The sequence below is a fragment of the Pseudoalteromonas sp. SR44-2 genome, from assembly GCF_014163745.1.
Lineage (GTDB): Bacteria > Pseudomonadota > Gammaproteobacteria > Enterobacterales > Alteromonadaceae > Pseudoalteromonas > Pseudoalteromonas distincta.
Window position 1 is genome coordinate 113,579 of the sequence record NZ_JACJDW010000002.1, and the last position, 26,740, is coordinate 140,318.

Consider the following 26,740-nt stretch of genomic DNA (forward strand, 5'->3'; position numbering starts at 1 on the left):
CCTTTTATACCGTTAGCTAAAATTAAACGCGGCGATTTTAACACAACCCTATAAACCTAGCATCTACTTATACTGCAGTGTATTAACCACTAATTTATAAATAATGTTTGGCATCATCTGGGTTGGGAATTCTGCAATACTGATATTTACCAAATAAAGTATAGCGGTTTAAAGCAATCTTATCGTATAGCCAATTATTAAACCTATTTGGCAAAATACTAAATACGTTTGCTAGCTTGTATGGGTAACCTAGCTGCTTAACAACATTAAAAAAAGCATGGCTTTGTGTAAATACTTTACCGTTTTCTAGGTAAACCATTGAGGCATATTCAATTGTTGAAAAACCAAAATACGTTAACAACAGCTCCCCTTTTGGAGATTGCACGCTGCATAATTTAAAAATGGTATTAGTGTCGTGAGCAATAATAAAGTTACACCACGCGCTGCATAACTTACATTGCGCATCAAACAATATAATTTTTTGATTTTGCATTATTGTCACTGCATTATTGTCACTGCATTATTGTCACTGCATTATTGTCACTGCATCATTGCTCACAACACTTTCCTTAAATTAAGTATTAAATTACTGCTGCACCGGCTTTTTTTGTAACTTGCGCTGCAAAGTACGTCTGTGCATATTAAGTTGCCTTGCGGTAACCGACACATTGCCATTATTACTGTGTAATACTTGTTGAATATGCTCCCACTCTAAACGCTCTGGCGACATAACCGCATCATCAATAACACTCGATGCCGATGCCACAGGCTCAGTGTTGAGCGCTTTTAATAAAGTTGCCATATCAACCGGCTTGGTAAGGTAATCGTTTGCACCTAACCGCATTGCCTCTACTGCGGTTGCAATACTTGCAAACCCAGTTAGTAAAACAATATGAGTTTGGGGGAGCAAACTACGCAGCGGCTTTATTAGTGTCAGTCCGTTATCGTCGCCTAGTTTCATGTCTAATAAAACAAAGTCGGGTAATAATTTACGCGCAGCAAGTAACGCATCACTTTGGTTATGCGCCACCTCACAGGTAAAGCTTTGTTTAGTTAAGCGCCTTGCCAGTGTGCTGGCTAAATTTATGTCGTCTTCAATTATAAGTAACTTCATGAGGCGTTATTCTCAGTGTTTACAATAGCAAGTTTAACTTTGGCGACAGCGCCGCCATCTGCATGGTTAAACAAGGTAAGTGAGCCATTTAAACGCTCAAAAGTAACGTTTGATAAAAGCACAGCAAGCCCCATTCCTTGGTCGCTTGGCATAAGTTGACCACCCAGCTCTGCTAATTGCGATGACGAAAAGCCACGGCCAAAATCACGAATTAACAAGTAAACGCATTCACTATGTAAGTTATCTTGCTGCCAACTCAGCTCTAATTGAGTTTTACCTTGTTTTTGATTAGCGAGCGCGGCGTTTTGCAATAAATTTAAAATAGCAGGCAATAACATCGCATCACTCAATAGCGTTGCCGCAATAGGTGGCGTAATCCATTTAATGTGCTGATCAGGGTATTGCAGTAAAAGCGTATCTGTAATTTGCGTTTGCAGTTGCTTTACGGTGGTATGCTCTTGTGAATTTTTAAGACGTAATTGCTCTGAGAGTTTTCTAAAGTCGTTAAGTTGCGTACTACACTGAGTAAGCGGCGCTTGCATGTGCTTTACAATAGGGTTGTTTGGTTGCTCTTCTAATAACTCTTCAAACAATAGCTGTAAATTTGCAATTGGGGTCGCTAGTTGATGGGTGATTTGTGCAGCGGCCCCATCAAGGGTAACAAGCTGTTCATTACGCAATTGTTTTTCACGCACGTTTGCAATAATTCGCTCTCGCTCTTTAAGTGCCCTGCTCATTGCGCCAATAACAAGTGCAATTACGCTGGCACTTAAAACAAAATTAACCCACATGCCAATAAAATGACCACTCATATTCATTTGATGCATACTGTGATCGGGCATCTTTATAAGTAGCAAACTGTATGCGGCAATGGCTAATACCGCAATATAAGCTAATCCTTTTTCTCGCAGCGTAACAGCAGCGATCATTATTGGGAGCAATAATAACGAAACAAATGCATTAGTTGCACCGCCGCTTAGCGATAGTAAAACCGTTAAAAATAATACGTCTGCAGTTAACTGCATCAACATACCCAAAGGTTTAGCACGGCTTACATTACGATAAGCAAATAGGCTAATAAGCTGAAACACAGCCTCAACGGCAATAACAATAAGTAGAGGCAGTAATGCAATTTGATGTTCTAGTAAAAAATAAACGCTAAGTACCGCAATTAATTGCACGGCAATAGCGCCGCTTCGCAGCATTAATAATCGACTAATGGTGGGGTCGGTACGCATTAACAACAGGTTATTGCCCAATCAAATGTTTAATAAGGTTATTTTAACGGTTATATGATTTTTAATCATCATCCATCGAAATTAAAAACGGCGCACAAGGCGTTCCTTGGTGAAACACCATTTTCCATTGTTCATTACTTTTACGCCAAAGCGACATACGCAATGAATAATTAAACTCAGCGCGAGCAGAGCGCCTAAAAGCAGCTTGGTAACTAAGTTGCACTACATCATCGCTCAGCATTCGGCCCTTAAAATGCTGATTATAAAACTGTGGCACAACCTCGGTAGGTAAACGAGTTAGTACTTGGTATTTATTAAATGTAGTGCCATTGGCAGCAATTTCGATAAATTCATCATCGAGTAAAGCGTCTAATGCGCGCTCAGATTGGCGAACTTCTGGGTCTAGTAACTGGCGCTCAGCGTCAATCAAATGATTAAACAACGACACTTTTATTTTGCTGCTCATAACCTTCCCTATTGTTTATAAACTTGCCCGGCTTTCATAACAAATTGTACGTTTTTAAGTACGTCAATATTTTTAAGCGGTGAGCCATTCACACTGATAATATCTGCTTGTTTACCAACACTCAAGTCGCCAATGAGTGCGCTTTGCCCCAGCAGTTTAGCTGCATGTATGGTTGCTGATTTAATAGCTTGGGCTTCGCTCATACCATTGTTTACCATTAAACTAAATTCGTTAGCATTAAGCCCATGACGCGACACCCCAGAGTCTGTTCCAAAAGCTATATTAACCTTGTTTTTCAGTGCAAGTTTAAACGAAGCCTGCATTTTCGGAGTCACTTCACGCACTTTGTCGGCTATTGCCGGTGGCATATTTGGGTTTGTAAGCACCTCTTCACTTACCGTTGCCCCCGCTAAAAGCGTCGGTACTAAATAAGCCCCCGTTTTTTTAAATAACTTTATTGCCTCTTTATCTAAATAAGAGCCATGCTCAATAGAATCTACACCGGCTTTTAAGGCCGCTTTTATACCTTGTGTACCGTGTGCATGCGCTGTAACTTTACGCCCTAAGTGGTGAGCAGTATCAACAATTGCAACCAGCTCTGCATCTGTAAGTTGTTGGTTAACACCAGCAGCGGTATTACTTAGTACTCCACCCGTGGCAGTAATTTTAATTACATCAGCGCCACTTTTAATTACCTCGCGTACCGCACGGCTACAATCATCCGCGCCATTACAAATACCAATCCCGCCTGTAACCGCATCTGTAATATCTTTTCGATATCCGTGCATATCTGCGTGTCCACCAGTAGGCGATATTGTATTACCCGCTGCAAAAATGCGAGGGCCATTAATATCATTTCGCTCAATAGCGCGCTTTAGCGGAAATATTACTTTGTGATCGCTACCTAAATCTCGCACTGATGTAAAACCTGCATCGAGCGTACGTTGTAAATATTTAATTGAGCGCAAAGCATAATCGGCATCATATTCTGTTGCCCAGCGGTGAGGGTTTGCTTTAGCATCTCGCTCAAACGTAACGTGAACATGCATATCAATAAGACCAGGCATTACAAATTGATTTTTAAGATTGATAATATCGGCATCAGGTAGGTTAAGTTCTGCTTTTGTGAGGTAGCCGTTTTTAATAGCTGTTATTGTATTATCTGTTATGACTAACGTTTGCTCTGTTTTTACTTTTTGATCTTCGGATGCAAGTAAACTGCCCGCATAAATAATTTTATGCTGTTGAGCAAAAGCCCCAGTTGTTATTAATGCCAGTGTTATTGCAGTGAATGTTGTTATTAGTGTTGTTTTCATACTTGCTCCTTTTTTATACTAGCATTACCTTAAATAACCTGTAATTGCGAATATTTACGACACAAAGCATGCTATAAACTAGTCTTGAAAGCCGTTTTTTGGTATAACTCCCCCATTAGTAATACATGTCAGACCACCTTAAGAGAATATACTATGCCTTACGCACATATCACTGGTTGGGGTAAATGCATTCCACCAGCAAGCATTAGCAACGATGAAATTAGTGAAATAGTTGATACCACCGACGAGTGGATAACCACGCGTACAGGCATTAAATCTCGCCGGGTGAGCCATGTAAGTACCGCCGAGCTGGCAACTGTTGCTGCTAAGCATGCTATTGCGTGCGCAGGCGTTGATCCTAAAGATATTGATTTAGTGATATTAGCAACCTGTACACCTTCTACCGTTGTGGCAAATACCGCCTCACAAGTACAAAAAAATATTGGTGCAACAGGCGCTGCCGCAATGGATACAAACGCGGCATGTTCGGGCTTTTTATATGCGTTGCAAGCTGCTACAGCACAAATTCAAGCGGGTATGATTAAAAAAGCAGTGGTCATTGCCGCTGAACGTATGACCTGGTACGTAAACTGGGCACGTCGCGACAGCGCTGTTTTATTTGGCGATGGTGCAGGTGCAGTAATACTTGAAGCTGCCGATACACCAGCTGGTCTACTTGGTACCAAAACTGGTTGCGACAGCGAAGACCGCGATATTTTACACATCACCAACTTTGGTAGCGATTTAAATAAGTATGAGCCAATTGGCCCATCAGATTTATTATTTGAAGGTCGTGAAATTTTTAAACGTGCTGTAAAAGGTATGAGTGAAGCCTGCGACGACGTACTTAAGCAAGCTGATTTAAGCCTTGACGACATTAATGTACTCGTTCCACACCAAGCTAACTTACGTATTATTCAGGCTATTCAGCATCGCTTAAAAGTACCTGACGAAAAAGTAATGGTTAACATTGGTGAGTATGGTAATACCTCTGCTGCGACTATTGCTATTGCGTTATGTGAAGCGGTTGAGCAAGGGTTAATTAAACCGCATTCAAATATTATGTCTGCTGCATTTGGTGCAGGTCTTACGTGGGCTGCAAGTTACATAAAATGGGGCGAACGTGTAACGCCTATTAGTGTAAGTGATGCCGCTTTACCGCCATGTGATAAAACTGGTTTAGAGCTTGTAGCACCAGCTGTTAAAGCATGTAAAGAAGCCGAGCAAAGCTAACGCAGCATGTAATAAGCCACATTTAAAACGCACTTATTTAAGTGCGTTTTTTGCTTTTAAGGAATTAAACTTGAAACTTTTAGGTATTCATCACGCTGCGATTATTTGTAGTGACTATGCACGTTCTAAACACTTTTATAGCAATGTACTTAAACTTGACGTTATTAATGAGCACTTTAGAGCTGAACGCAATTCATATAAATTAGATTTAGCCATGCCCGATGGTAGCCAAATAGAGCTATTTTCGTTTGATGGAGCGCCCGCAAGACCCAGCTATCCCGAAGCACAAGGCTTAAGACATTTAGCATTTAAAGTGGCGGATGTACAGATTGCAAAAACGTATTTAGAGTCGTGCGATGTAAACGTTGAGGATATTAGAGTGGATGAAATAACCGGCAAAAAGTTTACCTTTTTTGCCGATCCAGATAATTTGCCACTTGAGCTTTATGAGGTTTAAAACTCATAAAGCTCAAGTTCTTACTATTGAATCAAAAACTTATTTATTAAAACGATTTTGTAAGTAGTTAAATACAGCACGAATACCTAATGCTTCACCACCCGTTGGGCGACCAGGTAAGGCACGTAAATTCCATGCCATTACATCAAAGTGTACCCACGGTGTTGTTGGTTCAACAAATTCTTTTAAGTAAAGCGCTGCAGTAATAGCACCACCAAATGGTGTGCTTGCACAGTTTGCCATATCAGCTACATCGCTCTTTAAGAAGCTTTTGTACTGATCAAATAAAGGCAATTGCCAAACCGGATCGCTTACGTCCATTCCTGCATCAATAATACCATTTGCTACATCGCGCTCTGTTGAGAAAAAGCCCGGAAGCTCAGTGCCCAATGCAACACGACATGCGCCTGTAAGGGTAGCAAAATCAATAATTAGCTCAGGGTTATCGTTTTGCGCTTCGCTTAATGCATCACACAATACTAAGCGGCCTTCAGCGTCTGTATTATCAATTTCGACCATAATACCTTTGCGCGTTTTAATAACATCGCCTGGGCGAAATGCATTGCGCGATACTGCATTTTCAACCGCTGGTACAAGTACACGTAATCTAATTGGTAAGTTAGCTGCCATAATAAGCTGCGCTAGTGCAATTACATGCGCCGCGCCGCCCATGTCTTTTTTCATGTTACGCATGCCAGAGCTCGGTTTTAAATCAAGTCCGCCTGAGTCAAAACATACGCCCTTACCGACTAGTGTAATTAATGGAGCATTTGTCGCGCCCCATTTTAAATCAAGTAAACGCGGTTTATTTTCGCTTGCACGACCCACCATATGAATAGTCGGGTAGTTTTGCTCTAGTAACTCATCACCAACCCACTGTGAAAATTCGCCATTGTAAGTTGCAGCTAAATCTTCCATAACTTGCGATAAATGTTGCGGCATCATATCTACCGCTGGAGTATTAACTAAATCACGTGCAAGTGTAATGGCATCAGCTTGTTGGCTAATGCGTTCATATAACGCTTTATCGCTAATGGCTAATTGCGCCTTTGCTGTTGGTTTTTCTTTGTATTCACTAAATTCGTAACCACCAAGTACAAACCCTAAAGCAACCTGCTCTACAAAAGCGCTGTCGCCTTGAATTTGATAAGTACCTGTAGGAAGTGTATTTGCTAAATTACCCGCAGCCCAAAAATCATCGCTGCTTTGCATTAAACAAAATACCTGGCTTAACTCGCCCGTTTTAGCATCAGGAATTAAAGCAACACCTTGCTTTTCAAAACCTGTATTAGTTAACCAATTTTGTATAAATGCAGGCTGCTGTGCTTGCCAGTCAGATAATTCGTTTTTAAGAATAAAAGATAAAGGAATACCAGAAGATGTATGACGTAGTAATGCACTCATTAAAAAGCTCATATAATATAAAAATGGTACTTAAGAGCATATCAATAAGCGCACCTAAAAGGTATCGCTAATTTGAAGGGATTTTAGCTACTTTTTTAAGCTGTTTTTAGATTCTTGCTTTTGATTTTCTTGATCTATTTTAGCATCTAGTTCTTTAATAGATTTGTTCATATTAAACGAACTTGGCAGTACATCAACTCCCACCAAACTCCCTAATTTAACAACTAAAGGAATTGTAAGCGGAGCAAAAGGTAATACAGCAAATACACCGAGCCCTAACCCTTTTAAAATATCAACAAATTGCTCATTTGCGCGTTTTAACTCTTCTTTACTTGTGTGGCCTTGAGTGTAACGCCTATAAATAGAGAGCATTTCTTTAGTTTCTTGTTTTTCTTGGGCGAGTGCGATTTTAAGCGCCACCATAGCACGGCGAAAACGCAGCTGTTGGCGTTTTTTACTAATTTTAACTACCCGCCAAGGTGCACGGTGAATAACTTTATATAATCGCATAACTTTTATTTTCACACAGCAGCGCAGGTTCACAAAGAATAATTTACTTTCAACACCCTTTAACTTACCCTTTGCACCAAATTAGTATTAAATACATACAACAATGCAGAATATAACAAATCAATTACCGCAAAAACCTGAAAAACCAAAATCTGATGAATGTTGCGGTGGTGGCAGTTGCTGTCCCTGCGTATGGGATGAATACAAAGAAAAATTAGCAGCTTGGCGGTACGCACAAAACATTGAAAACCCCACAAAAAAAGAAACAAATAAATAACATTTAAATGCAGTTAGCGCATTAATATTCCCCTCAATAGCCTTATTTGCACTTATTTAGTTCATTTTAGTTTTACTTTGCACCACTGTTGCATTTTTTCTTAAATTGAATCTTTTTGTTATCAAACGGTTAATTAGTAATTGCCCTTCCTGTTTTTTATCTATAGTCTGTAGATAGGACTTCACAAAAAGTAAGCTTAATTGATTAGGCTTTTGAGCTAAAACCTCAAACTTATGTGAAACAAAAAATTAAGTTAAAACAAATGATGTGAAATTTACATCAAAAATAAGAATTATTCTAACTGGGGAAAATTAGAATGAAATTAAAAAATAATGCGCTAAACCAAGCAATCAAATTTGCTTTAGCTACAACCACTGCAGGGTTATTTATTTCTGGATCTGCTATTGCGGCAGACGAGCAGGAACAAACTAAAGTAAATAAAAACGTTGAGAAAATTGCCGTAGTAGGTACGCGTTCAGCTCCTCGTTCAATAGGTGACTCACCGGTTCCAATCGACATTATTGGCGGCGAAGAGCTTGAAAAGTCAGGTAACACTGACATGCTTGAACTTTTAAAAGGTGCAGTACCATCGTTTAACGTACACCAAAACCCTATCAGTGATGCGGCTTCTCTTGTTCGTCCAGCTAACTTACGTGGTTTACCGTCAGACAGCACATTGGTTCTTTTAAACGGCAAACGTCGTCACCGTGCTTCTGTAATCGCATTTTTAGGCGGTGGTATCAACGATGGCGCGCAAGGCGCAGACATTTCAGTTATTCCAAGCATTGCGATTAAACAAGTAGAAGTACTTCGCGATGGCGCGGCTGCGCAGTATGGTTCTGATGCAATCGCCGGTGTAATGAATTTCCAACTAAAAGACGCTTCAGAAGGTGGTAAATTAGAAATCCGCCACGGTCAATTTTATGAAGGCGATGGCGATACAACACAAGTGTCGGGTAACGTAGGTTTACCGTTTACCGACAATGGTTTTGCTAATTTAAGCTTTCAATATAAAACAGCTGATGCAACAAGCCGTTCAGTTCAACGTGCCGATGCTGCAGCACTTTCAGCTGCCGGTGTGCCTGAAGTATCTTCTCTTGCACAAGTATGGGGTGCACCAGAAGTAGATGACGATATTACTATTTTTGGTAATGTGGGTTTAGAGCTAACAAACGACTCTGAATTTTACATGTTTGGTAACTACTCTGAACGTGATGTACGTGGCGGTTTTTATTACCGTAATCCGCAAACACGTTCTGGTGTTTACTCAAATGATGGTGGCGAAACATTACTTGTTGCCGACACAACACCTGATATGAGTGCTAACTGTCCAACTATCACAATAACAGACGGCAATGTACTAGATGATCCTGCTTACATAAATGGTGTAGCAAACAACCCAGATTGTTTTGCCTTTAATGAGATGCTTCCAGGTGGCTTTACACCTAACTTTGGCGGCAACATTACTGATACTTCTTTAACTATTGGTACTAAAGGTCGATTCACTGGTGGCTTCTTAAAAGATACTTACTATGACTTAAGCGGTACTGTTGGCTTAAATGAATCACGTTACTTTATTTACGACACGGTTAATGCCTCTTTAGGTGCAGATACACCACGAGACTTCAGCCCGGGTAAATACGAACAACTAGAGAAGAACTTTAACTTTGATTTATCAAAAGGTATCGACTTTGGTTTAGCTTATGATGTAAACATTGCCGGTGGTTTTGAATGGCATGAAGAAACATTTACTATCGTCTCTGGTGATGAAGCATCTTACACAGCAGGCCCTTTAACAGCACAAGGTTTTGGTATTGGCTCTAATGGTTTCCCTGGTTTTAAACCATCACAAGCAGGTGAATTTTCTCGCCGTAACTATGCAGCATATGTTGATGTTGAAGCGCCGTTTACTGAAGACTTTTTAATGGGCGTAGCACTTCGATTTGAAGATTACGACAGCTTTGGCACTACCACTAACTATAAAGTAATGGCTCAATACCATTTAACTGAAGATTTAAATATTCGTGGTTCTGTAAGCAGTGGTTTCCGTGCACCTACAGTTGGTCAAGCTAACGTAAGTAACGTACAAACAAGTTTAGATGGCGGTGTATTACAAGATTCAGCGCTTCTTCCACCAACAAACCCAATTGCAGTGCAATTAGGTGGTACAGAGCTTGAGCCGGAAGAATCGCAAAGTTATACGCTTGGTGCTGTATACACAATTGGCGAATTATTTTTAACGCTTGATTACTACAACATCCAAGTAGATGACCGTATTAGCCAATCAGATAAAATCAACTTAAGCCAAGCAGACAAAGATACCCTTGCAGCAGCAGGAGTACCTAATGTACAAGGCCTTGCTCAGGTAAGCTTTTTTACAAATGACTTTGACACAACAACACAAGGTATCGATTTAGTTGCAAACTATACAGCTGAATTAATGGGCGGTAGCTCTACATTTAGCCTTGCATATAACTGGAATGATACTGAAGTAACTAAATTTAGTGAAATTACAGGTGCGTTTAAAGTTAAGCGTTTAGAAGAAGATTTACCTAATCATCGTGCAACGTTCACATTGTCTCAACAATGGGAATCAGTTTCTGCATTTGCTCGTGCAAACTACTACGGCGAATACCAAGGTGTTCACGTTGATTATGATGCAACAGCTAAAACAGCAGATGCTGCAGTCACTATTGATGCTGAAGTAACTTACTTCTTAAATGAATCAGTTAGCTTCTCTGTAGGCGCTCAAAACTTATTCGACCAAGATGCTGAAAAACTTGATTTTGCAGATGCAACGGGCATCCCTAATAACAACTGGGGTGGTCAGTTCTACGAAACATCTCCGTTTGGTATTAACGGTGGCTTTTACTACGCTAAAGCAACATATACTTTTTAAACTATTTTCATGAAGAACCAAAGGCGAAATGTTAAAGACATTTCGCCTTTTTAATTTTATAGTGAATAAAAATAATAATGAACAATACCAATTGCATTGAATAAGTGTTCTATTATAGCGCTCAGAAAATAGCGTAATAACAAGGCGAAAACTATGATATATAGTTGCTCTATATGAATAATTTTTAACGCAGTGAGTACGCTATTTAATGCGATAGAATGATTATTTTTTAATAAAATTGGTATAACTATGCTACTTGAAAAAGCCAACCAACTACTGCAACAAAATAAACTCAAAGAAGCCGAGTTCCATTTTAAAGCAATTTTAAATAGTAACCCTGAAAATGGTGAGGCTTTATTTGGCTTAGGCAGAATTGCCTTACGACTAGAACGTTACGACGCTGCTGTATACCTACTCCAAAAAGCTTGTGAGCGCTTGCCTCATATGCTTGAACCATTACATGCCCTTGCTGATGCATTTAACGGTGTTCATTCGCCAAACGATGCACTAACGGTGCTTGAATACGCAAAAAAATTAGCAAGTCATAATCCAGAACCTCATTATTACTTAGCACAGCACTATTTAACACATGGCGAGTTAGATAAAGCTCATACAACTTTTGCTCATGCACTCAGCATTGGTGTATACCCTGTAACAGCCTATATTTTATTTGAACTTGTACAATTAGGTCGCTTTGATAAAGAACATAATTATGTAAGTAATTTGCACCACTTATTAACTCAAACGAGTAATTTACGTTTAAAAATGGTGTGTTACTACGCATTAGCAAACAGTTACGATGCACTTGAGGATACCGAGCAAGCATTTAATTATTTTATATTGGCGAATAAATTACAAAAAAAATTAAGTGAATTTAACACTAGAGATTTAATCCCTTTTTACGATGAAATAATAAAATACAACACCGAGGAGTTTATAGCCTCTGCCGATAAAAAATTTACGGATAATATCACGCCTGTATTTGTTATTGGCATGCCTCGTAGTGGTTCTACCCTTGTGGAGCAAATGTTGGCAAGCCATAGTCAGTTTTCGAGCCTAGGAGAGAGCACGAGTATTAGTAATAACGCAGTTGCTTTTATCGAACAAAAAACGGGAGTGACTTACCCGCAATGTTTAGCACATTTAACGCCGGATTTAATCAAAAAAGCCCGCGAGCTGTATATCACAACATTAAAAACAGCATCGCCCATCAGACCTTTTATAATAAATAAACTACCGAGTAACTATCAGTCGCTCGGACTTATATATATTCTATTTCCAAATGCTAAATTTATAAATTTAAGTCGTGATTTTAATGCCACTGCATTTTCTATCTTCACTAATTACTTTGCTGAAAACGAGCCTTACTTTTGCTCACTACCTGAGTTTAAGCTTTATCATAAGTTGTATGAAAAATTGATGAGCCATTGGCACTCTTTTAAAGAGATGCCAATTTATGATGTCAGTTACGAAGATTTAGTGAGTAACCCAAAAGAGCAGCTAACGCAGTTACTTGGTTTTTTAAACTGTAGTTTTGAAGAGCGCTGCTTAGCATTTTATAAACAAAAAACACCGGTAACGACCTTGAGTAAACATGCTATTCGCCAACCTATTAATAACGCCGCAATCGCTAAGTGGGAGCGTTACAAAACACCTCTTCTAAAGTTACTTGATGAGAATTAATTAATCGGATGTGCTTTAAACCAATTAAGTAAATCTTTAAATTGATCATCACGCGCACTTGGGTGGGTAAGCATATTAATATGATCGTAATCAAAATTATGCCCGTGTTTACGACCGTAAATTTGCATTTGTTGAATGCCTAGCCCCGATTCGTCCATAAATTTTTGAATATCGATTGGTTGCGCTAATGCTTTATCTTTTACCGCAGCAATATGAAGCGTTGGCGGTAAATGCAGGTTGTTTAGCGCTTTTGCATAATCAAAATTATCATCAGAATCTATCCATGGCTTCTTTTTAGCCCATTGCATACTTTGATAATGCGACTTTTGAGTTTCGTTATCGCTGCCCCACTTATAACCTTTAGCATTTAAATAGCCATGTTTTTTAGCAAGTAAAGGCGCCATAAAATACCAAATTAAATTGGCTTGTAATAATTTTTGAGGATGATTATTAAATAAAGAACGCTTAGAGCCAAAATACACACATGCTTTAACGTCGTTAATATATTCTGGAAAACGTGCAAACGCGCTGTTCATCAATACCCCGCCCCAAGAGTGAGCAACCCAGTAGTCTGGCTTTTTGCCTTCAATCAACTCTATTTGCTTAATAAAGGCAGGGATGTCTTCTAGGATAGACTCAGTTTGTCCATGTTCGGACTCACTCGAAATGATTGGCTTGCTATCACCTCGGCCACGTAAATCAGCCACATAACATCTATACCCATGCTCAGCTAAAAAAGGGGCAAGTCCTTTATTTGAGTGCGTGTAAAAAATCTTACCGTTTTCTATTGCTCCATGCATAAAAAATACGATAGGCCCTTGCTGATCTTCATCGCTAATACGGCGTAAATGAAGAGTTTGCCGAGAGTCTAAATCAACTATTATTGATTGCTGAGAAATTGCCACAGTTATTCCTTTTTATTATTTTCAACTCATCCTACCAGTAATATTAAATATACCAAAGGAAATGTCTGCACTTTACTCATCAGCATTTGTTACAATCACCACATCATATCTGTTGTTAAAATGAAGCCATGAAAGAAAATAAAGCACGTTCAAAATTACACCCTCGTAACCTACATAAAAATGGGTACGACTTCGATTTATTAACAACAGAGCATCCTGCTCTACTGCCCTTTGTTATAACCACACCTGCAAGGACTAAAAGTATTGATTTTAGTGATAACAAAGCCGTTAAAACACTTAACCAAGCTCTTTTAAAAGCACATTATAATATTGATTTTTGGGATATTCCCGAGCACAACTTATGCCCGCCTATACCTGGGCGTGTTGACTACATTCACTACTTGGCCGACCTATTAAGTGATGATAACCAACAACAAATACCTTTAGGTAAGCAAATTAAAGTACTTGATATTGGTACTGGTGCTAATTTAGTTTATCCGCTTACTGGTACAAGTGAATATAAGTGGCATTTTACCGGGACTGATATTGATACAGCCTCAGTAAAAATAGCAAAGCAAATTGCTCAGTTTAATGGTTTAAAAATAACCCTAAAACAACAAAAAAACGCATCACATATTTTTAAAGGCGTTATAAATCAAAAAGATCTATACCATTTAACGCTCTGTAACCCTCCGTTTCATGCAAGTGAAGAAGAGGCAAGTAAAGGCAGTGAACGTAAATGGAAAAACCTAGGAAAAACACCCAGTAGCACGCTTAACTTTGGTGGCCATAATAATGAATTGTGGTGTGAAGGCGGTGAAGTACAGTTTATCTCTAATATGATTAAAGAAAGCGAAGACTTTGCAGAGCAAGTACTGTGGTTTACATCGTTAGTCTCTAAAAAAGATAATATTGCAGCCCTTGAAGAAGTATTAAAAGCTCAACCAATAGAACAGTATAAAATAGTTGATATGGCACAAGGTCAAAAAATTAGCCGCTTTATTGCATGGACCTACTTTGATAAAGACACTCGTGAGCAAATTTGTAGCGAGCTTGATTAATACCAATTTTATTAAAAATAATAAAAAGGATAAGGCAATCATGATAGATTTTCGCTCTGATACAGTTACAAAACCAACAAAAGAAATGCGCGACATTATGTACAACGCACCGGTTGGTGACGATGTATATGGTGATGATGAAAGCGTTAACCAACTAGAAGCCTATGCGTGTAAGCGTTTTAATTTTGAAGCCGCACTTTATTGTAGCTCAGGTACACAAGCCAATTTACTTGCAATAATGGCGCATTGTGAACGAGGTGACGAATACATCTGTGGCCAAAATGCTCACAACTATAAGTTTGAGGGCGGCGGAGCAGCTGTTTTAGGGTCTGTGCAACCACAGCCTATTGAAAACAATGCTGATGGCAGTATCCCTTTTAGTAAAATAGCTGCAGCAATAAAACCAGACGATTGTCATTTTGCAAAAACGCGATTACTTAGCTTAGAAAATACCATAGGCGGAAAAGTACTCCCGCTTGAGTACTTAGCCCAAGCTCGTGACTTTGTTAACACGCATAATTTAGCGCTGCACTTAGACGGCGCACGTGCTTTTAATGCCGCTGTTGAGCTAAATGTTGATATCACTGAAATCACAAAGCACTTTGACTCAATTTCTATTTGTTTATCTAAAGGTTTGGGGGCGCCCGTAGGCTCTTTATTATTAGGCTCACCAGCACTTATTAATAAAGCAAGACGATGGAGAAAAGTACTTGGGGGCGGTATGCGCCAAGCCGGAATGCTTGCAGCTGCCGGGCAGTTTGCACTTGAGCACAATGTAGAGCGCTTAAAAGACGATCATGCAAATGCACGTTATTTGGCTCAACAATTAAGTGAAATCAGTGGCTTTACTGTAGATATGAGTAACACCACTAATATGGTTTACGCAACATACACTAGCAGTATAAACATTGAAGAGATTGCTGAGGCACTTAAACAACAAGGTATACTATTTAGCCCAAGCAAGCAGCTTAGGCTAGTAACGCATTTAGATATTACGCGCGAAGATATTGATACATTTTTAAATGCTTTGTCGGCCCATATTTAACGCGGCTTTATAATGTTTGCGGCATACCGAAACATATCGGTCATTGCCGCCAATTTCTACTTGGTTACCATCGGCTATTGCTTCACCATTTTCATCGGTACGCAGTACATGGTTTGCTTTACGTCCACAGTGGCATACAGTTTTAAGCTCAACTAACTTATCAGCCCACGCAAGCAAATATTGCGACCCTATAAATAGCTCGCCTCTAAAGTCGTTACGCAAGCCATAACACAATACCGGTATACCTAATTCATCAACCACATCGGTTAATTGCATTACTTGTTCTTTTGATAAAAATTGGCACTCGTCAACTAATACACAATGGCGTTTTTTATCATTGTTGAGTGATTGAATAAGATCAAAAACATCTTTGCTTGCATCAAATACATGCGCATCTGCTTGCAAGCCAATACGAGACGATACTTTACCCACGCCTTGTCTATCATCAATGCCAGCAGTCAGGATCACAGGTTCCATGCCACGTTCTTTATAATTAAATGCAGATTGTAATAACGTGGTTGATTTACCTGCATTCATTGCAGAGTAGTAAAAGTATAATTGAGCCATTGTGGTGCCATTTTATAAAAAGTGCGCTTATGCTACCTTAATATTAAATTAATACCAATTTACAAACGCGAATTTTATTTTGTCAGGGCCTGTTTATTTAAGTGTTTGTAAGTATTTAATATACACAGGTGCACTTTCGAATTTTGATAACCACTGCCACATTTGCAAGCTTAGAGCATTATTTTCTTCGTAGAATTTTTTTGAAAATACAAGGTAACCATGGCTGGTTTCGTAAGGGGGATAAATAGGTTTAACATTATTACCCTCATACGGATAACTCGACACTTTTAAGCCATCTACTTGGCATAGATCAACGCTCGCTTGCACTACCCCCTTATCTAGCAACTCAAAAGCTTTGCTTTTAGAAAACGTATTATGAATAAAAAATGGTTCTTCTTTTAACGCGCTATTTAGCCCATAACCATTAGGAATAGCTATCGTAAATGCTTTATTTTGAAATACTTCACGAGTCTCCCATTCCTTATAAAATTTATAACGCCCTATAAGGCAGCTGCCAAATTCACTTACTGCGTAGTCATCTTGTAACTTACCTTGCTCATCAACAGGGTAAACAGCAACGTTTTCTCGCCCTTTGCGGTAACTTGCAATAACAGCATTAACTCGATTAAATTCTAAATCGTTTAAGCATCTACGCCATGGCTTTCTAACAAATGATATTGCTACATTGGGCAATGCTAAATCAAGTTTTTGAAGTATTTCGATTGATGCACCAGGTTTATCTGTTGGTATATTTTGGCCATCACCTAAAAACATGGGTGCTATGTTTTTGTCTTCGTAACAAAACACGAGACTTTGCGGCTTGCTAAACGCAGTAGCGGTAAACATTAAACTGGCAATAAAAAAGTAAACTAAGCTATTAATACGCATAATAATTTTTATTAGTTGGTTATTTAAATTATAGGTTGAGTTAAGCAGACTGGCTATATTTTATCAATTAATTTACATTAATCCTTCGTGTTTCAGCAACCACAGTTTCCTTTCAAGCCCACCAGCATAGCCCGTTAACTTTGCATTTGCGCCAATAATGCGGTGGCACGGTACAATAATACTAATCGGGTTTTTACCATTAGCAGCGCCTACTGCCCTCACTGCTTTTGGGTTATTGAGTTGGTTAGCAATATAGCCGTATGTTTGCGATTGTCCAAAAGGCACAGTTAATAGTGCTTGCCATACACTTTGCTGAAATACTGTACCGGTTGTATCAAGTGGTACATCAAACATAGTGCGTTTTTTTGCAAAGTACTCATTTAACTGCGCAGCGCAAATAAGCACCGCCTTGTTAGTAACTTGCTCAAATGGCGTATAAGAGTATTCAACTGGTGGATAAAAACCAACGTAACTCACACCTTTATCAGTCGCTTGAATAATTATGTCGTCTATAGGGCTCGAAATTGATGTTTGAATGATCATTATAATTGCTGCCAAAGTTGAAACGTTAAGTAAGAGCGAAAGGGAGCGCAATTAGCAGGCTCAAAAGGGTTTGCCGCCGCTTGAGCTTTTTTAACACCTAAGTCGCCATCAAGTAATATATCGGGTTGGCTTTGTCCTCGCAGCTTTGCATAATTTACTGTCCAAGGACCAATTCCCTTTAAGCTAAGCCATTCGTCTAAATCGTCATTTTCAAGATTTAGTGCACAAAACTGGGCTAAGTTGTGTAGCGCATTTTTGCGTGCTTGTGGCATTTTAAAAAATGCAAAATCACTATTGGCAACAATTTTAGCCGTAGGAAAATAAACGGCAGCGCCCTCTTTTTCGCCTAATTCATCAACTAACTTTGTTACTAAATTATGCGCCGCAGTAACACTCACTTGTTGCCCAAGTACAGCTCTTATACCGGCTTCAAAACTTGACCAAATCCCCGGAAGTCTGAGCCCTTCACACACTGTAAACGCATTGTTTATATTGGCGCTTAAATGCGTTTCAATTAAATTAATATCGGCATCTAAATCAAGCACACGGCGTATATTATTTATAACAGGTTGTAAGTACGCCGTATTGTCTATATTGATAGATACACTAAAGTGGTTTTTACTCGCTATAAATTCAGCGGTAAAGCTTCCTTTATATTTATCACTTGCAAAAGTACGCCCGTAGCTCGTTTGTGTTATCCACTCCATTGGTTTTATCAAGCGCCTTTGTAAAAAGCCCTGCAAAGCAGGCCAATTATAAGGCGGCCTAAATGGTAGGGTTAAAATGAGTGTTGACGTTGGCTTTTTATCGCCACTGCGCAGCTTCGAGGGAGCTATATTTAACTGCTGTAAAAATGCATCATTAAAGCGCCTAATGCTTTTAAAGCCTGCGGAAAACGCTATTTCGGTAAGGGGTAAATGTGTTTCTTGAATCAGTTTTTTAGCAAAGTGGCATTGGTTAAATAATCGATATTGCGTAATCGACACGCCAAAATACTGCTTAAACAACTGCCTTAAATAACGACTACTTATACCTAAACGAGCTGCTAATTTTTCGCAGTCGTGCTCGTCATTTTGATCTATTAACTGTTTTGCTCTTAGTGCAGTCGTTTTTGTACCCTGCCATGCTGCGCTGCCAGGGGCACTATCGGGCCTGCAACGAATACAGGGCCTAAAACCATCTTGCGCCGCGTTATGGGCAAACTGATAATAAGCAACGTTTTTTTCGTGAGCCGTTGGTGCAGGGCAAATTGGTCTGCAATATATACCGGTACTTTTTACCGCTACGTAAAAAAGCCCGTCAAAACGAGGATCGCGACTCTGACGTGCTTTTTGCCAATGTAAAGTGTCCATAAACGGCTCTATAAATTAACCTAATAGAGCCTAGCTTATACAAAAAAACTCACATTACTAGCCATATTCGGCACTCAACTTACTGCGGCTAGGTAGCGTTTTTCAACTTCAGTCCAATTAATTACATTATAAAAAGCAGCAATATAGTCAGGACGCTTATTTTGATACTTCAAATAGTAGGCATGCTCCCATACATCAAGCCCCAAAATAGGGGTATTTCCCTGCATTAAAGGACTATCTTGATTAGCACTATTTTCTACAATCAACTTTTTATCTGGGGTCACACATAGCCACGCCCAACCACTGCCAAATTGACTAATTGCATCAGCAGTAAATTGGTCTTTAAACTTATCAAAACAGCCAAACTGTTCATTTATTGCCTGAGCTATACTACCTTCAGGTTCACCTCCTCCTTGCGGGCACATTACTTGCCAAAATAAGCTGTGATTAAAATGCCCTCCTACATGCTCTTGTACTGCTTTTTGTAAATCACTAGGCAGGCTGTTTATTACCTTAAGTAATTTTTCAGCATTTGCGGTTGCATAAACAGTATCTGCTAAAGCAGCATTGGCTTTATTAATATACGTTTGATGATGCAATGTGTGGTGAATATGCATTGTTTTACCATCAATATGAGGCTCAAGCGCATCGTACTCATAGTTAAGTGCAGGCAAAGTAAAAGCCATAAATACTCCTTTTTCTTTTAAATTAGTGCAGTTGATTGTTTGTAGTGCTCTGTGAGCATAAGCAAAAATTCACTTGCTCTATTAGCTCAGGTAAAAAATGATAGCGTCTTGCAAATGATACAAGTTCAGAGGACGTTTTAGTGTAATGATGCTTACTCACTATTTGTATATCGTAATGAGTATGCTTAATTAGCGAACAGAGTGTTAAGTGTACTTCGCATAGCCATTTGCATGCATTTTCAGGCTGTTGCATAGCTATATAGGTATCAGCTAAATTATGCGACGCAACAACAAGTGCGGGTATGCAATGCTCAATAGCATGGATGACATTGTTATTAATCTGAGCATATAAAAACTGCTGAAGAAGATGATCTGCAAGTGTTTTAGCTAATAAGTATTTATCGCGGGCTTCGAGAAGTGCACCTTGTTCAAATGCATAATTACCTTGCATTATATTCGACTGCCAAGGGCTTAATGCTTGATCAAGACAAAGTAAATCTGAGTGGGATTGTTTTTGATTTGAGATCATATAATCATCTGCACGTTTATTTATGGGCGTGTAGTTAACTTACACACCCACAAACCTAAATGCAAATGATTTTCATTAACTATTTAGCAAAGTCTAGTAATTCCTGCCCCGTTAAGCGATATATTATCCATTCGTTTTGCGGCTTTGCACCAATGCTATTGTAAAAATCGATAGCGGGTTTATTCCAATCAAGCACTACCCATTCAAAACGACCACAGTCATTACTAATCGCCTTATTAGCTAAGTGCTTCATAATGGCTTTACCTGCACCATTGCCACGGCTATCTGGGCTTACGTATAAATCTTCAAGGTATAGGCCATTTTTACCTAACCATGTAGAGTAATTATAAAAATAGACCGCAAAACCAATTGGCTCATCACCTTCTAAACAAATTATGCTGTGCGCAGTAGCACCATCGCTAAACAGCGTATCTAAAATAGCCTGCTCGTCTGTTTTTACTGCATCCGGTTCTTTTTCATATATGGCAAGTTCGGTAATAAAGTGCAAAATTGTTTTTGCATCACTTGGTTTTGCATCACGTATTATAACGGGTTGGCTCATTGTATTTTTACCTTAAATATACTGCTCTAATTTATCTTTTAAAATATCTAATTGAATCGGTTTGCTCAAGTAGTCATCCATTCCAGCGGTTATACAACGCTCTTTATCAGAGTCCATTGCGTTAGCCGTAATAGCAATGATCCTAATGTTTTTGTGTTGTATACCCGCCATACCTTTACGTATAGCTGCAGTTGCAGCAAAGCCATCCATAACAGGCATCTGGCAATCCATAAGAACGAGCTTAAAGAAACCAGAATCGTGAGACTCCAATATATCTATCGCTAATTGACCATTTTCGGCAATTGTAACGTCACAATTAAGCTTTTTGAGCATTAATGTAGCCACTTGCCGATTAATTGGATTATCTTCTACAAGTAATATTTGGGTAGGTTCCTGCACCTTTTCTTTTTTAAGAGAGGAAATATAGCCTGAAGTAACAAGTGGGAGTGTCTCATCTGAATCATTACTTGTTATGACTGACAGTGCAGAAATTAAATCGGCAGTGGTTACAGGTTTGGGGAAATATGCCTGAAAGCCTGCATTAGAATAGCGCTGCGCACCTTCCATACCAGCAATACTGGTCATCATTACAAGTGGCATTGATTTATAATGTTCATGTGCTTTTAGTGCTTTACACAGCTCTATACCATCCATTCCTGGCATTTGCATATCAAGCACTGCAATATCATACATACAATTGTTACTTTTATACTGCTGCGCGCACATATCAAGAGCTTCGCGTGCGTCACATGCAAGCGCAACTTTAGCGCCCCAATGCTCAAGCTGCTGTGAAATTACAATTCGATTTGTCTCGTTATCATCAACAACCAAAACGGTTAGCTCTTCCATATTAATATTAGGAATATAACGTTCTTTTTGATCTCCCGGAGTCAGCATTATAGTGGCAGTAAAAGTACTCCCTTTACCGGCTTCGCTAGTGAGAGAGATAGCTCCCCCCATTAGTTCACAAAGCTGCTTACAAATAGCCAGCCCTAAGCCACTGCCTCCATATTCACGCGTTGTTGATGCATCGACTTGAGAGAAAGGGGTAAATAATTGCTCTTGTTTTTCTAAACTAATTCCTATGCCTGAGTCCTTTATACTTACAACAAACTCTATACCTTGAGCTACTTTATTAATTTTCGCGCTTACAACAACCTCGCCTTGACTCGTAAACTTAACGGCGTTGCTTAATAAATTAGTAATAACTTGGCGAATGCGCCCAGGATCGCCGCATAACTGCGAAGGCTCTAGCGCTACCAGATCCAAAATAATTTCAATACCTTTGTCTTGAGCTGTAAATGCTTGTGCAGCAGCAACTTCTCCAATTAAATCACGTCCATTAAAGTTAATCTCTTCAAGCTCGATTTTACCTGCTTCAGCTTTAGAGAAATCTAAAATATCATTAATTACACCCAATAAAGAATGTGCACTTTTTTTGGCTATATCTACTTTTGTTTCTATTGGTTTAGATAACGACTCTAATTGAACAAGCTCTAGCATACCGAGTACGCCATTCATTGGCGTTCTAATTTCATGGCTCATGGTTGCTAAAAATTGGCTCTTAGCAATGGCTGCATCTTCAGCTTTTACAAGTGCTACTTTTAGCTCCTCACTAATTACTTTTCGTTTTTGAGAAACTAAAGTGCTTCCCACTAAAGTAGCTAATGAGCGAAGATACGTTTCTTCACTTTGCGTCCAATTGTGATGTTCGCCTACCGTTTCAGCGCACAAAATACCTAAATTACCATCACCAGTTGCTATTACTGCATCAAGCATCGATTTAATATTTAATGGCTTTGTATACGCTTCTATAAAATCAACAGTTGCTGAGTGAGTATAAACATCATCAATAGCCACTAAATTATGTTTATAAATAGCATTAAAATAAGCTGGGTAGTCTTTAGCAGTTAAAATAGCGTCGGTATCTACAAACCCTTGACCATTTATATATAAGCAATGACACGTCATCACATCTCGTTTTTCGTTAAAGATCCATATCGAAGCTCGTGTAACATTTAGCACTTCACACATAGATTTAACGGCTAGCTTTTTAACCTGTTCGACATCACTATTTTGCACTTCAGGTGCGACTGTAAGCGCGGCTAAATTTTTGTTATAACGATTTGCTTTTTCGCTCTCAAGTTCAAGACGTTTATGCGCATCAATACTTTGAAATGAACCAAACACACGTACACATTTACCGTCTTTAAGCTCGGCTTGGCCCATCGATTTAACCCAACGCTCTTGCCCAGAATAGGTCAAAATAATAAGCTCTACACTCCAGCTTTCACCTAAAGTCACTGCGCACTCAAATAAGGTACTTATAGTATCTCGGTGTATGCCTGGTTTATAAAAGTTAATTGCGGTATCTATGCTCGGTTCAAAGCCCTCTGGTACTTCGTGAATAACTTTAACTTCATCAGACCAATAAAGTGTATGCGCATCTAAGTCCATCTCCCATGCGCCAATCTGTCCTTGCTTACTCATTGATTCAAGTAGGCTTTGCTGACGATTTATTTTTAACTGTGTATTGTAACGCTCTGTAATATCTAAAATAAACCCATCTAAATACAATATGCTGCCATCATCTGCGTAAATGGCTTGGCCTTTTTCATTTACCCAATGTAAGGAGCCATCGCGGGCTGTAATCCTATACTCAACAGACCATGACTGTTTTGCACTAACACAACGTAGAATTTCATCTTTTATTTTTTTAGAATCGTCTTCGCATATCAAATCAAAAAAGCTGGGGGATTCATCATTTATCAACTCATCAGGTGAATAACCTGTTATTTCACTCGCTTGCTCGCTCATATAAAGCATGCTTAATTTATTATCAAACTTACATCGATAAATAATGCCAGGGATATTTGATACCAAAGATGCAAACCTATCGCGGCTTCCTTGCAGCTCAAGCTCTGTAGATTTTCGTTCTGATATATCTAAATGCGTACCTATCATACGTTTTGGAGAGCCATCGGTATTCCACTCAACTACTTTTGCAGTATCGAGTACCCAAATCCAATGTCCATTTTTATGCTTCATGCGGGCTTCACTAACAAAATAGTCAGTCTCACCGGCAAAGTGCTCTTGAAGTTTTTTATTTGATATCACTAAGTCGTCTGGGTGAGCATATGTATACCAAGTATCTATAGTACAAGGCTCAATCTCACTGAGTTTGTAACCTATTATCTCGGCCCAGCGGTTATTAAACGTCACTTTATTTGTATCAATATACCAATCCCAAATACCCACAGCTGTTGAGTCTATCACTAACTGTAACTGTGTTTTGTGTTGCTCAAGCTCTAGCTCTTGTACTTTAAGGGCTGTAATGTCATTACGAATAGCAATATAGTTTTGCGGTTTTCCATTTTCATCTAAAAATGGTGCAATCGTCGTATCTACCCAATATATGCCACCATGCTTAGCTTTATTGCATATTTGCCCGTTCCATATATCACCACGTTTAAGCGTTTTATACATATTTTTAAAAAATGCTTTTTCGTGTTTTCCTGAATTTAAAAGGCGATGGTTTTGACCTATTAATTCGTGTTCATCGTAGCCACTAATCTCACAAAATTTCTTATTTACAAAAGTGATGGTGCCATGCAAATCAGTTACAGCAACAATAGCGTGTTCATCTAATGCACTTTTTTGCTCGGCTAACTGTTTTAATGCAATTTGAAGTGCAGAGCGTTGCTTTTGTAATATACTTTGTTGCTCTTCTTTTACGGCTACTAAATTACGTAAACCCAATGAAAGCTGGTGAAACTCAATACTGTCGTTTATTACAGGGACTTTTACCTTGTCTCCTTTTGTAATACTTTCAACAATTTTAGCTAAGTTAATTAAAGGTCTAGAAAGTCGACGCCCAAACCACCACGATGACGTTAATATAAGCAGCAATGCCCCCGCATTTGTTAATAAAGCAAGCTGTTTATAAAAATTAGCGCCTTGTAGTGCAACTTCTTTTGGTTTTGTTACAAGTAACTGCCATCCAGATTCATTTACAAACTCTAGAGAATCAATATACCCGTATAAAGTCTCTTCATTTTTATTACTGTAAGAAAAAACACGTTGCGTTGGGGAGCCGTTTTGAGAGAAAAATAATGGTTGAGAATCTTCTGAATTATTATTTTTTTGAATTTTATTATTATGCATAACATAAAATGTTATGTCTTTATTTGCAGCGTGTATTTTACTTAGATTATTTAATAAGCCGTTTAAATTTATATCTGCGAGCAATATGGCTTGTAGCTTATTTTCGGTATTTACTAACGGTAAGCCAATAATATGATACTCACGCCCTGAGACTGTCATTGACTGAAATTGGATTTTACCTGTATTTTTAATACCAGAGAGTATGTTATTAAAACGTTGATCTTTAATAATATTAAAAAAGGGTGATGAAGGTAGTGATTTAACGAGGTTTACATCAATAAGTTCTACATTATTAACAAAGTCGTACTGCTCAACAAATTGCGCTATTAATTGTTGTTTTTTAGTCGGGCTAATATCAAACTGCGCCCTAAGCAAATATAGATCCTTAACATGCTCTGCAAACCAAATATCAGCAAATTGCTTACCTATATTATTAAGCTCGTTAAGTTCAGCGTCTGCATTTTGCTTAAGCGTGCTATTTACATGTCCAAGGCTAAACCAAGTAAGTATACAAAGTGGCCCTAAGGCTATAATTATAAAGGTTATAATTAACTTACTTCGAACAGACTGTCCTTTACCTGTTAATTCACCAAAGTTTAAACCTTTGTGCATGCTTAATATCCAGCAACTTATAATCATTTAATATTACTTACATTAATGCACTAAATATATAAAGACGCAAGTTTTGAGCGGTAAACTCCTTAAAAAATGGGTGTTTAGCGTTACAATATTAAATTCACACTTTTTAAAATATACGCCTTTATTACTAACTTATAATTAGATTTATTGACGCTACCACATCTGTAGCGGTTTTAAACCAGCCATGATATAAGCAATATTCAATTAATACATTTGAGGTCATTATGGCGCACGATCACTCACATAGTCATGTAGACGAAAACCAGAGCGATAAACAGCTAACCGTCGCTGTGGTTATTAATGTATTGCTAACCGTAGCCCAAGTTATTGGCGGGGTATTTTCGGGCAGTTTGTCACTTATAGCCGATGCACTTCATAATTTAAGTGATGCTGCCGCTATATTTATCGCGCTCGTTGCACGTAAAATTGGTAATAAACCTGCTGACACCACTCATCATTTTGGCTATAAACGCGCTGAAATACTTGCCACACTTTTTAATAGCAGTACATTGATATTAATTGGTGTGTATTTAATTTTTGAAGCCATTTCGAGCTATTTAAACCCTCAACCAATTAATGGTTGGATAGTTGTGTGGGTGGCAGCAATAGCGTTGGTAATTGATTTAGCAACCGCATTTTTAACCTACCGAGCTGGCGCAAATCACAGTATAAATATAAAAGCGGCCTTTATTCATAACGTATCAGATGCAATGGCATCTATTGTTGTTATTATTGCAGGCACCTTAATTATTTTATACCAGTGGTATATCGTTGATTTAATTGCCACTGTGCTTATTTCTCTTTATGTAATTTATCATGGCATTTTACTATTAAAGCAAAGCTGCAAAATTTTAATGCAAGCAGCGCCTAGCAACGTTGATACAGATGCAATATCACATGCTATTAGTAATGAATTTAATATCGAATCGGTAATGAGCATTAAGCTTTGGCAACTAGATGATAAAGAAAATTATTGCGAGCTTATTATTAGCACCCAGCACGTAATTGATTTAGCCGCAGTTAAAAGTTTTTTGCACCACAATTTTAAAATCGAAAATTGCATAATAGAAATCCAATCTATTACAAATAAAAGCCTAATTTAATGTTCTTAATAACAAGCTAAACCAAATACACAACTTATTTAATTGAAAACAGCTCGTATTATCATTTACAATATTGTCATTAACTCATAATGAGATACC

The 26,740-nt window shown here is 38.5% G+C and carries 24 protein-coding genes; 8 read left to right on the plus strand and 16 right to left on the minus strand.

Annotated features, from left to right (window positions below; translation table 11 throughout):
- Positions 1-94: 94 nt before the first annotated feature.
- From H5115_RS01780 to H5115_RS01800, 5 genes are all read right to left on the minus strand, one after another.
- On the minus strand, positions 95-493 hold the full coding sequence (locus tag H5115_RS01780; protein WP_182753314.1) for a thiol-disulfide oxidoreductase DCC family protein: 399 nt from the start codon (positions 491-493) through the stop codon (positions 95-97).
- A gap of 93 nt (positions 494-586) precedes the next feature.
- Positions 587-1,114, minus strand: a complete 528-nt coding sequence (locus H5115_RS01785; protein WP_182753316.1) for a response regulator transcription factor — start codon at positions 1,112-1,114, stop codon at positions 587-589.
- A complete protein-coding gene (locus tag H5115_RS01790; RefSeq protein ID WP_182753317.1) occupies positions 1,111-2,352 on the minus strand; it encodes a sensor histidine kinase in 1,242 nt (413 codons plus the stop codon). Before H5115_RS01790 ends, H5115_RS01785 begins: the two co-directional genes overlap by 4 nt.
- A gap of 61 nt (positions 2,353-2,413) precedes the next feature.
- A complete protein-coding gene (locus H5115_RS01795; RefSeq protein WP_182753319.1) occupies positions 2,414-2,818 on the minus strand; it encodes a DUF4440 domain-containing protein in 405 nt (134 codons plus the stop codon).
- Between the two features lie 8 nt (positions 2,819-2,826).
- Positions 2,827-4,134: an amidohydrolase family protein gene (locus tag H5115_RS01800; RefSeq protein ID WP_182753321.1), complete on the minus strand. Its 1,308-nt coding sequence runs from the start codon at positions 4,132-4,134 to the stop codon at positions 2,827-2,829.
- A gap of 153 nt (positions 4,135-4,287) precedes the next feature.
- Here H5115_RS01800 and H5115_RS01805 point away from each other — a divergent pair, with 153 nt between their 5' ends.
- Together H5115_RS01805 and H5115_RS01810 are read left to right on the plus strand one after the other, a co-directional pair.
- Positions 4,288-5,367, plus strand: a complete 1,080-nt coding sequence (locus H5115_RS01805) for a ketoacyl-ACP synthase III (RefSeq protein ID WP_101216126.1) — start codon at positions 4,288-4,290, stop codon at positions 5,365-5,367.
- A gap of 70 nt (positions 5,368-5,437) precedes the next feature.
- Positions 5,438-5,824, plus strand: coding sequence for a VOC family protein (locus tag H5115_RS01810; protein ID WP_182753323.1), 387 nt, complete (start codon positions 5,438-5,440; stop codon positions 5,822-5,824).
- A gap of 39 nt (positions 5,825-5,863) precedes the next feature.
- Here the strand turns inward: H5115_RS01810 and H5115_RS01815 are convergent, their stop codons facing one another.
- Together H5115_RS01815 and H5115_RS01820 are read right to left on the minus strand one after the other, a co-directional pair.
- On the minus strand, positions 5,864-7,228 hold the full coding sequence (locus H5115_RS01815; protein ID WP_182753325.1) for a M17 family metallopeptidase: 1,365 nt from the start codon (positions 7,226-7,228) through the stop codon (positions 5,864-5,866).
- A gap of 87 nt (positions 7,229-7,315) precedes the next feature.
- The gene (locus H5115_RS01820; RefSeq protein ID WP_002959004.1) at positions 7,316-7,738 is read right to left on the minus strand and encodes a hypothetical protein; all 423 of its coding nucleotides are present in this window, start codon (positions 7,736-7,738) and stop codon (positions 7,316-7,318) included.
- Positions 7,739-7,841: 103 nt separating this feature from the next.
- Between H5115_RS01820 and H5115_RS01825 the strand changes: the two genes are divergently transcribed.
- The 3 genes from H5115_RS01825 (at position 7,842) to H5115_RS01835 (ending at position 12,597) form a co-directional block, all read left to right on the plus strand.
- A complete protein-coding gene (locus H5115_RS01825; protein ID WP_076914924.1) occupies positions 7,842-8,015 on the plus strand; it encodes an oxidoreductase-like domain-containing protein in 174 nt (57 codons plus the stop codon).
- Positions 8,016-8,331: 316 nt separating this feature from the next.
- Positions 8,332-10,914: a TonB-dependent siderophore receptor gene (locus tag H5115_RS01830; RefSeq protein WP_182753327.1), complete on the plus strand. Its 2,583-nt coding sequence runs from the start codon at positions 8,332-8,334 to the stop codon at positions 10,912-10,914.
- Positions 10,915-11,163: 249 nt separating this feature from the next.
- The gene (locus H5115_RS01835) at positions 11,164-12,597 is read left to right on the plus strand and encodes a sulfotransferase (protein ID WP_182720150.1); all 1,434 of its coding nucleotides are present in this window, start codon (positions 11,164-11,166) and stop codon (positions 12,595-12,597) included.
- On the opposite strand, the gene H5115_RS01840 is transcribed toward H5115_RS01835, so the two are convergent.
- On the minus strand, positions 12,594-13,502 hold the full coding sequence (locus H5115_RS01840) for an alpha/beta fold hydrolase (RefSeq protein ID WP_182720149.1): 909 nt from the start codon (positions 13,500-13,502) through the stop codon (positions 12,594-12,596). The genes H5115_RS01835 and H5115_RS01840 overlap by 4 nt on opposite strands.
- A gap of 128 nt (positions 13,503-13,630) precedes the next feature.
- Here H5115_RS01840 and rlmF point away from each other — a divergent pair, with 128 nt between their 5' ends.
- Both rlmF and ltaE read left to right on the plus strand, forming a co-directional pair.
- Positions 13,631-14,563, plus strand: coding sequence for a 23S rRNA (adenine(1618)-N(6))-methyltransferase RlmF (gene rlmF, locus H5115_RS01845; RefSeq protein ID WP_182753329.1), 933 nt, complete (start codon positions 13,631-13,633; stop codon positions 14,561-14,563).
- A gap of 40 nt (positions 14,564-14,603) precedes the next feature.
- Complete coding sequence (ltaE, locus tag H5115_RS01850; RefSeq protein WP_182753331.1) at positions 14,604-15,608, plus strand: low-specificity L-threonine aldolase; 1,005 nt, start codon at positions 14,604-14,606, stop codon at positions 15,606-15,608.
- On the opposite strand, the gene H5115_RS01855 is transcribed toward ltaE, so the two are convergent.
- The 8 genes from H5115_RS01855 to H5115_RS01890 all read right to left on the minus strand — a co-directional run bounded on the left by H5115_RS01855 (position 15,582) and on the right by H5115_RS01890 (position 25,511).
- Positions 15,582-16,175 carry a thymidine kinase gene (locus tag H5115_RS01855; protein ID WP_182753333.1) on the minus strand — a complete coding sequence of 198 codons (594 nt, stop codon included), beginning with the start codon at positions 16,173-16,175 and terminating at the stop codon, positions 15,582-15,584. The genes ltaE and H5115_RS01855 overlap by 27 nt on opposite strands.
- 93 nt (positions 16,176-16,268) lie before the next feature.
- On the minus strand, positions 16,269-17,063 hold the full coding sequence (locus H5115_RS01860; RefSeq protein ID WP_182753335.1) for an amino acid ABC transporter substrate-binding protein: 795 nt from the start codon (positions 17,061-17,063) through the stop codon (positions 16,269-16,271).
- 72 nt (positions 17,064-17,135) lie between these two features.
- Positions 17,136-17,606, minus strand: coding sequence for a methylated-DNA--[protein]-cysteine S-methyltransferase (locus H5115_RS01865; RefSeq protein ID WP_182671096.1), 471 nt, complete (start codon positions 17,604-17,606; stop codon positions 17,136-17,138).
- Positions 17,606-18,958: a DNA-3-methyladenine glycosylase 2 family protein gene (locus H5115_RS01870; protein ID WP_182753337.1), complete on the minus strand. Its 1,353-nt coding sequence runs from the start codon at positions 18,956-18,958 to the stop codon at positions 17,606-17,608. The genes H5115_RS01865 and H5115_RS01870 overlap by 1 nt, the downstream gene beginning before the upstream one ends.
- A 74-nt stretch (positions 18,959-19,032) precedes the next feature.
- Positions 19,033-19,644 (minus strand): superoxide dismutase, encoded by a 612-nt coding sequence (locus tag H5115_RS01875; RefSeq protein WP_182753339.1) that lies wholly within the window; start codon positions 19,642-19,644, stop codon positions 19,033-19,035.
- Between the two features lie 22 nt (positions 19,645-19,666).
- Positions 19,667-20,173, minus strand: coding sequence for a hypothetical protein (locus H5115_RS01880; RefSeq protein WP_182753341.1), 507 nt, complete (start codon positions 20,171-20,173; stop codon positions 19,667-19,669).
- A gap of 79 nt (positions 20,174-20,252) precedes the next feature.
- Entirely contained in the window at positions 20,253-20,735 is a 483-nt protein-coding gene (locus H5115_RS01885) for a GNAT family N-acetyltransferase (protein ID WP_002958990.1), read from the minus strand.
- A gap of 12 nt (positions 20,736-20,747) precedes the next feature.
- On the minus strand, positions 20,748-25,511 hold the full coding sequence (locus tag H5115_RS01890) for a PAS domain-containing protein (RefSeq protein ID WP_182753343.1): 4,764 nt from the start codon (positions 25,509-25,511) through the stop codon (positions 20,748-20,750).
- A gap of 251 nt (positions 25,512-25,762) precedes the next feature.
- On the opposite strand from H5115_RS01890, the gene H5115_RS01895 reads away from it, so the two are divergent.
- Complete coding sequence (locus H5115_RS01895; protein WP_182753345.1) at positions 25,763-26,641, plus strand: cation diffusion facilitator family transporter; 879 nt, start codon at positions 25,763-25,765, stop codon at positions 26,639-26,641.
- Positions 26,642-26,740 lie beyond the last annotated feature (99 nt).

Bases quoted from the DNA above. Each gene is read 5' to 3' on its own strand.
- H5115_RS01880 (WP_182753341.1), bottom strand. From the start codon at position 20,173: ATGATCTCAAATCAAAAACAATCCCACTCAGATTTACTTTGTCTTGAT.
- rlmF (WP_182753329.1), top strand. From the start codon at position 13,631: ATGAAAGAAAATAAAGCACGTTCAAAATTACACCCTCGTAACCTACAT.
- ltaE (WP_182753331.1), top strand. From the start codon at position 14,604: ATGATAGATTTTCGCTCTGATACAGTTACAAAACCAACAAAAGAAATG.
- H5115_RS01860 (WP_182753335.1), bottom strand. From the start codon at position 17,063: ATGCGTATTAATAGCTTAGTTTACTTTTTTATTGCCAGTTTAATGTTT.
- H5115_RS01870 (WP_182753337.1), bottom strand. From the start codon at position 18,958: ATGGACACTTTACATTGGCAAAAAGCACGTCAGAGTCGCGATCCTCGT.
- H5115_RS01855 (WP_182753333.1), bottom strand. From the start codon at position 16,175: ATGGCTCAATTATACTTTTACTACTCTGCAATGAATGCAGGTAAATCA.
- H5115_RS01885 (WP_002958990.1), bottom strand. From the start codon at position 20,735: ATGAGCCAACCCGTTATAATACGTGATGCAAAACCAAGTGATGCAAAA.
- H5115_RS01830 (WP_182753327.1), top strand. From the start codon at position 8,332: ATGAAATTAAAAAATAATGCGCTAAACCAAGCAATCAAATTTGCTTTA.
- H5115_RS01780 (WP_182753314.1), bottom strand. From the start codon at position 493: ATGCAAAATCAAAAAATTATATTGTTTGATGCGCAATGTAAGTTATGC.
- H5115_RS01790 (WP_182753317.1), bottom strand. From the start codon at position 2,352: ATGCGTACCGACCCCACCATTAGTCGATTATTAATGCTGCGAAGCGGC.
- H5115_RS01895 (WP_182753345.1), top strand. From the start codon at position 25,763: ATGGCGCACGATCACTCACATAGTCATGTAGACGAAAACCAGAGCGAT.
- H5115_RS01865 (WP_182671096.1), bottom strand. From the start codon at position 17,606: ATGATCATTCAAACATCAATTTCGAGCCCTATAGACGACATAATTATT.
- H5115_RS01875 (WP_182753339.1), bottom strand. From the start codon at position 19,644: ATGGCTTTTACTTTGCCTGCACTTAACTATGAGTACGATGCGCTTGAG.
- H5115_RS01785 (WP_182753316.1), bottom strand. From the start codon at position 1,114: ATGAAGTTACTTATAATTGAAGACGACATAAATTTAGCCAGCACACTG.
- H5115_RS01815 (WP_182753325.1), bottom strand. From the start codon at position 7,228: ATGAGTGCATTACTACGTCATACATCTTCTGGTATTCCTTTATCTTTT.
- H5115_RS01795 (WP_182753319.1), bottom strand. From the start codon at position 2,818: ATGAGCAGCAAAATAAAAGTGTCGTTGTTTAATCATTTGATTGACGCT.
- H5115_RS01835 (WP_182720150.1), top strand. From the start codon at position 11,164: ATGCTACTTGAAAAAGCCAACCAACTACTGCAACAAAATAAACTCAAA.
- H5115_RS01890 (WP_182753343.1), bottom strand. From the start codon at position 25,511: ATGCACAAAGGTTTAAACTTTGGTGAATTAACAGGTAAAGGACAGTCT.
- H5115_RS01820 (WP_002959004.1), bottom strand. From the start codon at position 7,738: ATGCGATTATATAAAGTTATTCACCGTGCACCTTGGCGGGTAGTTAAA.
- H5115_RS01805 (WP_101216126.1), top strand. From the start codon at position 4,288: ATGCCTTACGCACATATCACTGGTTGGGGTAAATGCATTCCACCAGCA.
- H5115_RS01825 (WP_076914924.1), top strand. From the start codon at position 7,842: ATGCAGAATATAACAAATCAATTACCGCAAAAACCTGAAAAACCAAAA.
- H5115_RS01800 (WP_182753321.1), bottom strand. From the start codon at position 4,134: ATGAAAACAACACTAATAACAACATTCACTGCAATAACACTGGCATTA.